This is a genomic window from Bradyrhizobium guangxiense (assembly GCF_004114915.1).
GTDB classification, from domain to species: Bacteria; Pseudomonadota; Alphaproteobacteria; order Rhizobiales; family Xanthobacteraceae; genus Bradyrhizobium; species Bradyrhizobium guangxiense.
On sequence record NZ_CP022219.1, the window covers coordinates 484,263 to 494,409 of the forward strand.

A 10,147-nucleotide genomic window follows, 5' to 3' on the forward strand; every position below is an offset into this window, starting at 1 on the left:
CAATCTGGAGGTTACGGAGTGAGCCTTCGCTCTATACGAAGGCAGAGCATGATCCGGACCCGCAGGGCCGCGTTAGCGCAAAGTGCGCAGCGGTTTTCCGCCAAGATCATGCTCCACCAATAAAAAGAGACCTGCCATGCGCTTTGACCTCGTCGACCTCCAGCTCTTCATTGCCGTCGCCGACCAGCGCAGCATCACCCGCGGCGCGGAGCGCTCGCACCTCGCCCTGGCCTCGGCCAGCGCCCGCATCAAGGGGCTCGAGGACGCGCTCGGCGTCGCGCTGCTCAAGCGCGGGCGGCGCGGTGTCGAATTGACCGCGGCCGGCGAGAGCCTGCTGGATCATGCGCGGCTCGTGATCCACCAGATCGACGCCATGCGCGGCGATCTCGCCGGCTTTGCCAGCGGCGTACGCGCCAACGTGCATTTCCTCGCCAATACCTCGGGCCTGTCGGAGCATCTGCCCAAGGCGCTTGCCGGCTTCCTGCGCGAGCATCGCGACATTGCCGTCGACATCGAGGAGCGCGAGAGCACCGACATCGCAGCCGCGGTCACCGCGGGCGCCGCCGATCTCGGCTTCGCCGCCGAGCACGCGCTGCCCGACCATATCGAGCGTTTCGTGTTCAGCGAGGACCGCCTGACGCTGGTGACCTCGCGCCGCGGACCGTTCGCCGGCCGGCGCCAGATCGATTTTCAGGAAGCGGGGAGTTGTGATTTCGTCGGGCTGACCAGCGCCACCGCGCTTCAGATGCACATCTCCAAGCACGCGGCCCGGCTCGGCATGCGCCCGCATTTCCGCGCGCGCCTGCGCGATTTCGACGCGATCTGCCAGATGGTCGCCGCCGATGTCGGCGTTGCCCTGGTCCCCGAATCCGCCGCCCGCCGCTGCGCCAAATTGATGCCGCTCGCCATGGTCCGGCTCCGCGATGGCTGGGCCAACCGCCGTCTCGTGATCTGCGCGCGCAGCTTCAAGGCACTGCCCCGGCCGGCCAAGATGCTGGTGGAGCACTTGCGGGCAGAAGCGGTGTGATGCCGTTCTTACCCTCCCCTTCCAGGGCCTTCCAGGGAGGGTAGGCGAGACTACTTCGCCATCTCCACCCCAGCGTCCTTGATCACCTTCGCCCACTTCCTGGTCTCGTCCGCAATGAATGAGCGAAAGTGATCCGGCTCATCGCCGACCAGCGTCGCGCCTTGGGCTGCGAGTTTCTCCTTCACTGTGGGATCCGCCATCGCTTTCGTCGTCAGTGTATGCAGCGCCGTGACGATCTCCTTCGGCGTGCCTTTCGGCGCGACCATGCCGTACCAGTTCTCGACGCGCAGATCGGGAAAACCCGCTTCCGAAAGAGTAGGCACGTCCGGCGCGGTCGGTGCGCGCTCGGCGGAGCCGACCGCGATCGGCCGCAGCGCGCCGGCCTTGACCTGCGGCAGCAGCACCGGGAGGTCGAGGAACGTCATCTGCACCTGCTGGCCCAACAGGTCGTTCACGGCCGGTGCCGCGCCGCGATAGGGCACGTGGACGATGTCGATCCTGGCCGTCAGCTTGAATAGCTCACCGGCCAGATGCGGCAGGCTGCCGGGGCCGGAGGAGGCGAAGTTGAGCTTTCCGGGCTGCGCCTTGGCGAGCGCGATCAGCTCGCTGGCGTCCTTGGCCGGCACGTTGGTCGCAACCACAAGCATCTCCGGAACGGTCGCGACCAGCGTCACCGGCGTGAGATCGGTCAGCGTATCGTAGGCGACTTTCTCCATGCTCGGACTGATTGCGAGCGCGCCGGCTGAGGAGATCGCGATGGTGTAGCCGTCCGGCTGCGCCTTGGAGACGGCGTCGGTGCCGAGCACGCCGCCCTGGCCGCCGCGATTGTCGATCACGACCGGCTGGCCCGACAGCTCCGACATGCGCTCGCCGATCACACGGGCGATGATGTCGTTGGGGCCGCCGGCCGGAAACGGCACGATCAGCTTGATCGGCTTGGAAGGAAAATTCTGCGCCGTCACTGCTGACGGCAGCAGCAGGAACAGTCCCAGGAACAGCCTCGAGAACAATTCAACGAGCAGCTTGCGCGAGATGGTCATGCAAGCCTCCCGCTCGCGCTGGTTATTGGTTGAGCAGCTTCAAGGCTTCTTCGTGAACTCTGGCGTCCCCCGCGGCGACGATGCGGCCGCCGCCCTGGGCCGGCTTGCCCTCCCAGGTGGTGACGACGCCGCCGGCGCCGGTCACGATCGGGACCAGGGCTGCGATATCGTAGGGCTTCAGCTCGGTCTCGACCACGAGATCGACGTGCCCCGCCGCCAGCATGCAGTAGGAGTAGCAGTCACCGCCATAGCGCGACAGCCGCGCGCCTTGCTCGATGCGGCCGAAGATGGCGCGGTCGCGTTCGTTCATCAGCAAGGGGCTCGTGGTGTAGGTCGTCGCTTCCGCGAGCGAGGCGCAGCGGCGAACCTGGAGCCGGCGCTCGCCGGAGGGGCCCTTGTAATTGGCCGAGCCGTTGTCGCCGGAGAAGCGCTCACCGATGAAAGGCTGGTGCATCATGCCGAACACCGGCGCGCCCTTGTGCAGCAGCGCGATCAACGTCCCCCAGATCGGAAAGCCGCCGATGAAGGATTTGGTTCCGTCGATGGGGTCGAGCACCCAGACATAGTCGGCGTCCTCGCGCTCGTTGCCGAATTCCTCGCCGACGATGCCGTGCTGGGGGAAGTTGGCCTTGATCAGCCGCCGCATCACCGCCTCCGCGGCGCGGTCGGCCTCGGTGACCGGGTCGAAATCCTTGGTCTTGCTTTTGTCGTCGATCGACAGCGAGGTGCGGAAGAACGGCAGGATGGTTTCGCCGGAGGCGGTGGCGAGCCGTCCGATGAAGGCGGAGAAGTCGATCACCGTCACAGGCGGAATCCTCAAAGCGAAAGTTGGGTGAACCTCGGCTCCTGCCTAGCTCAATTCGCCTCCCGCGGGCAGCGCTGTCTTGATTTGCTCCCTGGTATTTTGGATGCCGGAGCGGGCTGCCTCATCCAAGTCCACCCGCTGGCCAAATATCGATCACGGAGTTGAAAACTTAGTTCCGACCATGCCTCGTGCGTATGCAAATGATTATCAACCCATTGAATTTCCTTATCAAAGAAACTGAATCTGGGTTTCCATGGAAGCAATTGAGCCATGTGCATATTGCATGGGAAACGGCTCAAAAACCCTTGCACTTTGTGCGGCGCGGTCGCATATTGTTGCGGTGCGGTAGCGCTTGGCGTTACCGCTGCCCTCCTTGGGCGTTTCCTCCCTAGACTTGGGCCGCTTGCGTCATTCGCGAGCGGCCCTTTTTTCTTGGGGCTCGTGCTTTCAATTCGGTACGCGCAAAGCTGCGAAGCGAAACGCTTTCGCGCCAGTCGCAGATGATCCGATCTTGTAACCCGATCGTGCGAAGGAAAGCCGGCCCTATTCTGCGGCCGCCTGGAACGGGCCGAGGTCGCCGAACGGAATCGTGGTCGCCAGCACGTCGGCGAGAACGCCGAAGTCGGTCGCCACTTGGGCAAAGCGTGGACCGCGCTCGCGCCGCCGCTCATCCATGTAGATCGCGCGGTTGAGCTCGAGCTGCACCGCGTGCAGGCCGCTCGCGGGATTGCCGTAATGCTCGGTGATGAAGCCGCCGGCATAGGGCTTGTTGCGGCCGATCGAATAGCCGAGTCCGGCCATGGTCTCCTCGACCCGGTCGGGCAGAAGGGGTGTGCAGCTCGTGCCGTAGCGGTCGCCGATCACGACGTCGGGCCGGCGCGGCTCGTCGCGGGACACGCCGACCGACGGCATCGAGTGGCAGTCGACCAGCACGACGGTGCCGAACATCTGGTGCACCTTGTTGATCAGCCGGCGCAGCGCGCGGTGATAAGGCTTGTACAGCGTCTCGATCCGCCCCAGCGCATCGTCGACCAGGATGCGGTCGCGGTAGATCTCCTGCCCGTCGCCGACCACGCGCGGAATGGTGCCGAGGCCCCCGGCGACCCGCATCGAGCGGGTGTTGGCGAAGCTCGGCAGACGGCCGGTGAACATGCGCGGGTCGAGCTCATAGGGCTCGCGATTGACGTCGACATAGGAGCGGGGAAAGTTGACCCTGACGGTCGGAAAGCCGCGCTCGCTCAGATGGCCGATCAGCTCGTCCATGAAGGAATCTTCGGACCGACGCAGCGTCAGCAGGTCGATTCGCGAGGCCGCCAAAAATTCGTCCGGATAGGTCGAGCCGGAATGGGGCGAGTTGAAGATAACCGGCGCGCGCCATTGCGCGGGCTCCACGATCTCGAAGGCTGGCGACGTCTCGCCGTCAAACCGGGTCATCTTCTCAGGCTTCGTCCCTTCGCGCCGGGATCTGGCAGGGGCCAGACCGCATCGATTCGGCCGATCGAGCGGCTCTTATGTGTCGTCATTGTCCGGAATCGCAACCATTCTGCCAAGCGAAAAGATGTGAGGCCCATTGGAACACGTCTTAACCGTGTGGGCAGCGAGCCGGGGACATGCCCGTGCGGCTCGATTGATTCGAGCCGTTTTCCGGTTCACAAGAGGGCGGCAGCGCAGCCGGTCCAGGGTAAAGATTTTCACCCCAAATTTACCCTCTGTCGGGCTTAGTGACCTCTGCTGATATCCTCTGGGGATTCGACGATTCCTGCCATGCCAAAGATCCTGCTCGCCGAAGACGACAACGACATGCGCCGCTTCCTGGTCAAGGCGCTGGAAAACGCCGGTTTTCAGGTCTCGTCCCACGACAACGGCATGGCCGCCTATCAGCGGTTGCGGGAAGAGCCGTTCGAGATGCTGCTCACTGATATCGTGATGCCGGAAATGGACGGCATCGAGCTCGCGCGCCGGGCCTCGGAACTCGACCCCGACATCAAGATCATGTTCATCACCGGCTTTGCCGCGGTCGCCCTGAACTCGGATTCGGACGCCCCCAAGAACGCCAAGGTGCTGTCCAAGCCCGTGCACTTGCGCGAATTGGTCAGTGAAGTGAACAAGATGCTGGCGGCCTAAATCGGCCCCGTTCCGTCCTTGCGCCGGGTCACCTGAGCCGTTATAGGGACCCCACCCGACGCAAGTGGACTTTTAGGGCACGTAGCTCAGCGGGAGAGCACTACCTTGACATGGTAGGGGTCACAGGTTCGATCCCTGTCGTGCCCACCATCCTCTTCAATGACTTAGGCGCCCTGCGCCTGCGGCCTGAAGAGGTGGTTTCCACGAGATTTCCACGAAGGCCCATTTCGGCGCAGGCTGCCCCGTCCAAATGAGGCTGGCTGTCCAAATGCGGACGCTCGGTTTCCAGACCCCTGGCGAGGGATGCCGAAGCATGGCCTTGCTTCCCCCACGTTACTCCGAAGGTAACGGCAGAGGGCCGCGTGCTCTTTCTCGATCATCGCTTCGGCCATAGCCATCTAGGCCCCAGCGCCCGAGATGCTCCCGAGGGAGCATCTCGTTTTCGTAAGAGTACGACGCCTTCATCGCCTTTATCTTCGACGAGGACGGCAATGCGCTTGGCTGGTCCGGATTAAGGGCTGCTGCGTGCGCTGGGTTAGCTGCAGCTCAGCGGCAGCGACTGGTAGGGGTGCAGCTCATACCAGTCATAGCAATCCGGATAGGCGCCGTAGGATCCATATCCGCGCCCGAAGCCGCCATAGCGGTGAAAGGCGTGCTGGCGAAGCCCGCCGCCGTGACCGCCGAAGCCGAGGTGCTCGCCGCCGAATCCGCCGGCATGTCCCATGCCGCCAAAATGCGCGCCGCCGCCGCCAAAGCCCATATGGCCGCCGCCGAATCCGCCACCGCCAAAGCCACCGTGGCCGCCGCCGCCACCACCACCGCCACGCGCCTCGGCCGTTCCGACAGCCAGCGCGGAGGCAAGCGTCGCTGTCGCCAGGATCATCAATGCTCGTTTCATGAGGGACTCCTTTCGTGTCTGGGTGCGCGGCGGCCGATGCGTTCGCTTGCGCCTCGTGTCGTCGGCAAGCCCCTGCGTGAAAGAAGATGGGAAGCTCGCGCGGCCGCCCCACTGAATTCGATGTCAGGCATGGGAGGCAGCGCATCGTCGAAATGATCCGGCGCATCGCCGGCGCGCACTGCAGAGCAAGGGCGGGCCCAAGGTCGGGCCCGCCTGCATCGTTGAACGGCAACCGCTGGACGAGGCGCCCGCCCGGCTGGCCGCGATCGCCTGCGATCAGAAGCTGCCGGTGCCCGGCTCACAGGGCACGTTGTTGCCGGTCCACGGCGCTGTCGCGAACGCGCCAACACGCGGGGCCGGAACGCAGGCGCGGCCGCCCTGATCGGCGAACCCTTGCGATGTGACCGGATCGGCTTGCATGGCGGATGGATGCGTGACGGCATGGCTGGTGCGCGCCATGACGGGGCCTCCGAGCACGGCGACAGCGACCAGTCCGGTCGACAACAGCTTGAGCGTGGTCATTGGGATTCTCCTTGTGTGACAACAGCAGGCAGTCCAAGGCCGGCCTGCCACGGAGATGCGTACGATCGGGCGTGAACCAAACGCACGAATTGCTCACCCGCCTTCAACGGCCCGTGATGGCGGCGTTGCTGGCAAGCACGATCGTGCAAACCGGCAACGTTCGCGCTGCCGGCGCGTAACGGCGGCCTCGTCGCGAACATATCTGCAGGAGCGTCCCGCTGCATGGAGATAAGAGACGATCATGGCGACAGCAGATCGAATCGCCCTCGCGCCGTCGGCCGCGGCGCTTCCGGTGTCCCTGACATGCTATTTAATGGTGCTCGATCCCGCGCGGGATTATCTGCGTGACGAGCCGGCGGCGCATCGTATGACGGTGCTGCCCCGCATGTTCGGCCCGAAGGGGCATTGAACATGACGTCGCGGACCAGCGAGCCGATGCCTCGCCGCCGGCCTCAACGTCTCGCAGGACGTGGGGCCAGCACCATGACGCGCATTCTCTTGATCGAGGACGACACCGAGACCGCCGACGCGATCGTGTCGGAGCTCACCGAGCATGGCTTCGAGGTACGATGGGCGCCCGACGGCATCGGCGGTCTCGACCGCGCCCGCGAATCCTCGCCCGATGCCCTGATCGTCGATCGCATGCTGCCCGGAATGGACGGGCTCACTGTTATCGAGGCGCTGCGCAAGGACCAGGTGAGGACGCCGGTGCTGGTGCTGAGCGCGCTCGGCGCGGTCGATGACAGGGTGCGCGGCCTCCGGGTCGGCGGCGACGACTATCTGACAAAGCCGTTCGCGCTGGTCGAACTCGTCGCGCGGGTGGAGGCGCTGCTGCGCCGTCCGATCGACAGCCGCGAGACCACGCTGCGTGCCGGCCCGCTGGAGCTCGACCTGATCGAGCGGACCGCCCGGCGCGGCGAGCGGGAGATCGATCTGCTGCCGCGCGAATTCCGCCTGCTCGAATACATGATGCGCCGGAGCGACCAACTGCTGACGCGCGCGATGCTGCTCGAGGAGGTCTGGAACTACAAATTCGTTCCGGCGACGACCAATCTCATCGACGTGCACATGGGTCGCCTTCGCCACAAGGTCGACGGCTCGGGCGAGACCCAGCTCATCCACAACGTTCGCGGCTCGGGATTCATCCTGCGCGTCCGCTGATAGGTCGGCCGATCGATGCGCCAGATTGAGTTCATCCGTTCGAACACCTTCCTCTGGACTGCTGCGGTGGCGGCCACGCTGGCACTGTTCGTCGCCGCCCTGTTCGCCTTCATCTACTGGAAGATCGACGACTACCTCGTCATGCGATCCGACCGCATGATCGCAACGCAGCTCAACTTCCTGGCCGAGCTGCCGCCCGCCCGCCTCAACGACGCGATTTCCGATCATCTCAAGCAGGACTCCAGGGGCGTGCAATATGCCGGCCTGTTCGACGCCACGGGCGTTCGCCTTTCCGGCAATATCGCGCGCTTGCCACCGCAGCTCGATCTCGGCGGGCCGGTGCAGAGCGTGCGGCTCGCCCGGCTCGCGCCGCCGGCAGCTCACGAAGCCATCGTCAAGGCCGCGGGCAGGCGGCTCGGCAACGGCCACATCCTCGTGATGGGGCGTAATGTCGACGAGATGCGCGAGATCTCCAGTGTCGTCGGGCAGGCGCTGCTGCTCGGTCTGCTGCCGGCATTCTGCTTCTGCCTGCTGGCCGGGGCCTGGCTCAGCATCCGCGCCCAGCGGCGCGTCGAGCAGGTGAACCGGCATGTTCAGCGCATCGTGGCCGGCAATCTCCGCGAGCGGCTGCCGCAGACCAATGCGGACGATCCGTTTGCGCGACTGGCCAGGATCGTCAACGGCATGCTCGATGAGATGGAGACAACGATCAACGCGCTGGCCGGTGTCGGCAACGACATTGCCCACGATCTCAGGACGCCGCTTACGCGGGTCCGCCTGGCGCTGGAGCGCGGTCGTACGCACGCGGCCACGCTGGAGAACCTTCAGGACGTCGTGGACAAGTCCATAGCCGGCATCGACCAATCGCTCGCGATCATCACCGCGTTGCTGCGCCTGGCCGAAATCGAGAGCGGCAATCGCACGGCCGGATTCGGTGATGTCGCGCTCGACGAGATCCTGCGGCAGGTATGCGACGTCTATGAACCCATCGCCGAAGACAAGGACATCGCGCTTTGCCTCGCGATCGACCGCAACGCAGAGGTGCGGGGCGATCGGGACCTGCTGTTCGAGGCGATTGCCAATCTCGTCGACAACGCCGTCAAATTCACGCCGCGCGGCGGAAGGGTGACGCTCGAACTGGTGTCGGACGACAAGACCGTGCGCGTCGGCGTGAGTGATACAGGTCCCGGCATCGGCGAGGGAGAGCGGGAGGCGGTGCTGCGGCGGTTCTATCGCTCCGACAAGATGCGCAATACGCCGGGCGTGGGGCTGGGACTGAGCCTCGTCGCTGCCATCGTCAAGCTACACGGCTTTCGCCTGACCATTTGCCCTACGCCCGGCGGACGGGTGGAGATTCTCGCCGCGGCGCGAGCGATGTCACGCGGGGCCGCGGCATCCGACCCCACTCGCTCGCGTCACGCGAGCCTCGCGCCGATGTGACCGCGAGGAGCATGCGCAATGCGTGCGAAGCGGAAATCACGTCGAGATATCTGAAAGCGAATTCAGGCTTGTTAAGTCCAATTTACTGGCGCCGTCAGTCGGAGGCCTCTTACGCTCCGTTCGCCGGTTCGAATGTGGGAGCAAGAGATGCCAACGAGTCACGCGGGTTTGAGCAAGATCGATTTCGCCGTGCCGGCCAGGCCTACAGCGACCGCCCTGGCCAATGCGTATTCCACAGCGATCGGCCGCTACGATCTGCTCGAGCGCGAGCAGGAGCAGCAGCTTGCGCGGCGCTGGCAGGAGACGCGGGATGGCGATGCCGCGAATGCGCTCGTTACGAGCCATCTCCGCCTCGCCGCCAAGGTCGCGCGGAGCTACAGGGGATATGGTCTGCCGTTCGCCGATCTCATGGCCGAGGCCAATCTCGGGCTCGTGATTGCTGCGTCACGGTTCGAGCCCGGCCGAAACTCGCGGTTCTCCACCTATGCGATGTGGTGGATCAAGGCCGCCATCCACGAATACATCCTGCGCTCCTGGTCGCTGGTCAAAATTGGAACGACGGCAGCCCAGAAGAAGCTGTTCTTCCGGCTCCGCGGCGAGATGAGGAAGACCGCCGGCGGCGCGGTGGTGGGGCTTACGCCCGACGTTGTCGAGGCGATTGCCGCCAAGCTAAATGTGTCCGAGCGGGACGTGATCGAGATGGATTGCCGCCTGCGCGGCGATCTGTCGCTGAATGCGCGGGTTGGCGGCGACGAGCAAGGTGCCGAGTGGGAAACCCTGCTGGTGGACGAAGCGAGCGACGCCGAGGCCATCCTTGCCGATCAGGATCAGACGGAGCGTCGGTCCGGTGCCCTGCGCGCTGCGCTCGAGGTCCTCACGGGGCGGGAGCGCCGCGTGCTGGAGGCGAGGCGGCTCGCTGAGCATCCGCCGACACTCGATCAGCTCGCCCGCGAGCTCTCGATCTCAAGCGAACGCGTTCGGCAGATCGAGATTCGCGCCTTCGCGAAGGTCAGGCAAGCCGCGCTCCGTGCCACGCAGGCGCCATCCCTGGCGCCAACGGCCAGCGATGCTGAACGCGTTTTCATTTGAACGGTCGCGCATCGCCGCCAACTGAACAGAGATTTCGCGCA

At 65.0% G+C, this 10,147-nt stretch carries 11 protein-coding genes and 1 tRNA gene; 7 read left to right on the top strand and 5 right to left on the bottom strand.

The window, feature by feature from the left end; all coding sequences use genetic code 11:
• Positions 1–136 precede the first annotated feature (136 nt).
• On the top strand, positions 137–1,027 hold the full coding sequence (locus X268_RS02310) for a LysR family transcriptional regulator (protein WP_128923433.1): 891 nt from the start codon (positions 137–139) through the stop codon (positions 1,025–1,027).
• Positions 1,028–1,077: 50 nt separating this feature from the next.
• Here the strand turns inward: X268_RS02310 and X268_RS02315 are convergent, their stop codons facing one another.
• From X268_RS02315 to X268_RS02325, 3 genes are all read right to left on the bottom strand, one after another.
• Positions 1,078–2,067, bottom strand: a complete 990-nt coding sequence (locus X268_RS02315; protein ID WP_128923434.1) for a Bug family tripartite tricarboxylate transporter substrate binding protein — start codon at positions 2,065–2,067, stop codon at positions 1,078–1,080.
• 22 nt (positions 2,068–2,089) lie between these two features.
• Positions 2,090–2,872 (bottom strand): histidinol-phosphatase, encoded by a 783-nt coding sequence (gene hisN / locus X268_RS02320; RefSeq protein ID WP_128923435.1) that lies wholly within the window; start codon positions 2,870–2,872, stop codon positions 2,090–2,092.
• A 543-nt stretch (positions 2,873–3,415) separates the two neighbouring features.
• Positions 3,416–4,306, bottom strand: coding sequence for an N-formylglutamate amidohydrolase (locus tag X268_RS02325; RefSeq protein WP_128923436.1), 891 nt, complete (start codon positions 4,304–4,306; stop codon positions 3,416–3,418).
• A 330-nt stretch (positions 4,307–4,636) separates the two neighbouring features.
• On the opposite strand from X268_RS02325, the gene cpdR reads away from it, so the two are divergent.
• Both cpdR and X268_RS02340 read left to right on the top strand, forming a co-directional pair.
• The gene (gene cpdR, locus X268_RS02335; protein ID WP_007597092.1) at positions 4,637–4,996 is read left to right on the top strand and encodes a cell cycle two-component system response regulator CpdR; all 360 of its coding nucleotides are present in this window, start codon (positions 4,637–4,639) and stop codon (positions 4,994–4,996) included.
• Between the two features lie 75 nt (positions 4,997–5,071).
• A tRNA-Val gene (locus tag X268_RS02340) sits at positions 5,072–5,146 on the top strand.
• 385 nt (positions 5,147–5,531) lie between these two features.
• Here X268_RS02340 and X268_RS02345 read toward each other — a convergent pair.
• Complete coding sequence (locus X268_RS02345) at positions 5,532–5,894, bottom strand: hypothetical protein (protein ID WP_128923438.1); 363 nt, start codon at positions 5,892–5,894, stop codon at positions 5,532–5,534.
• 276 nt (positions 5,895–6,170) lie between these two features.
• Positions 6,171–6,416: a hypothetical protein gene (locus X268_RS02350; RefSeq protein WP_128923439.1), complete on the bottom strand. Its 246-nt coding sequence runs from the start codon at positions 6,414–6,416 to the stop codon at positions 6,171–6,173.
• A 241-nt stretch (positions 6,417–6,657) separates the two neighbouring features.
• Here X268_RS02350 and X268_RS39155 point away from each other — a divergent pair, with 241 nt between their 5' ends.
• The 4 genes from X268_RS39155 (at position 6,658) to rpoH (ending at position 10,106) form a co-directional block, all read left to right on the top strand.
• Entirely contained in the window at positions 6,658–6,825 is a 168-nt protein-coding gene (locus tag X268_RS39155) for a hypothetical protein (RefSeq protein ID WP_164937480.1), read from the top strand.
• A gap of 74 nt (positions 6,826–6,899) precedes the next feature.
• Complete coding sequence (locus X268_RS02355; RefSeq protein ID WP_128923440.1) at positions 6,900–7,577, top strand: response regulator transcription factor; 678 nt, start codon at positions 6,900–6,902, stop codon at positions 7,575–7,577.
• Positions 7,578–7,592: 15 nt separating this feature from the next.
• Positions 7,593–9,017: a sensor histidine kinase gene (locus X268_RS02360; protein WP_128923441.1), complete on the top strand. Its 1,425-nt coding sequence runs from the start codon at positions 7,593–7,595 to the stop codon at positions 9,015–9,017.
• A gap of 147 nt (positions 9,018–9,164) precedes the next feature.
• Positions 9,165–10,106, top strand: coding sequence for an RNA polymerase sigma factor RpoH (gene rpoH / locus X268_RS02365; RefSeq protein ID WP_128923442.1), 942 nt, complete (start codon positions 9,165–9,167; stop codon positions 10,104–10,106).
• Positions 10,107–10,147: the final 41 nt, after the last annotated feature.

Excerpts from the sequence above, each read along its gene's own strand:
- X268_RS02325 (WP_128923436.1), bottom strand. The coding sequence starts at position 4,306 with ATGACCCGGTTTGACGGCGAGACGTCGCCAGCCTTCGAGATCGTGGAG.
- X268_RS02345 (WP_128923438.1), bottom strand. The coding sequence starts at position 5,894 with ATGAAACGAGCATTGATGATCCTGGCGACAGCGACGCTTGCCTCCGCG.
- rpoH (WP_128923442.1), top strand. The coding sequence starts at position 9,165 with ATGCCAACGAGTCACGCGGGTTTGAGCAAGATCGATTTCGCCGTGCCG.
- X268_RS02350 (WP_128923439.1), bottom strand. The coding sequence starts at position 6,416 with ATGACCACGCTCAAGCTGTTGTCGACCGGACTGGTCGCTGTCGCCGTG.
- X268_RS02355 (WP_128923440.1), top strand. The coding sequence starts at position 6,900 with ATGACGCGCATTCTCTTGATCGAGGACGACACCGAGACCGCCGACGCG.
- X268_RS39155 (WP_164937480.1), top strand. The coding sequence starts at position 6,658 with ATGGCGACAGCAGATCGAATCGCCCTCGCGCCGTCGGCCGCGGCGCTT.
- X268_RS02315 (WP_128923434.1), bottom strand. The coding sequence starts at position 2,067 with ATGACCATCTCGCGCAAGCTGCTCGTTGAATTGTTCTCGAGGCTGTTC.
- X268_RS02360 (WP_128923441.1), top strand. The coding sequence starts at position 7,593 with ATGCGCCAGATTGAGTTCATCCGTTCGAACACCTTCCTCTGGACTGCT.
- cpdR (WP_007597092.1), top strand. The coding sequence starts at position 4,637 with ATGCCAAAGATCCTGCTCGCCGAAGACGACAACGACATGCGCCGCTTC.
- X268_RS02310 (WP_128923433.1), top strand. The coding sequence starts at position 137 with ATGCGCTTTGACCTCGTCGACCTCCAGCTCTTCATTGCCGTCGCCGAC.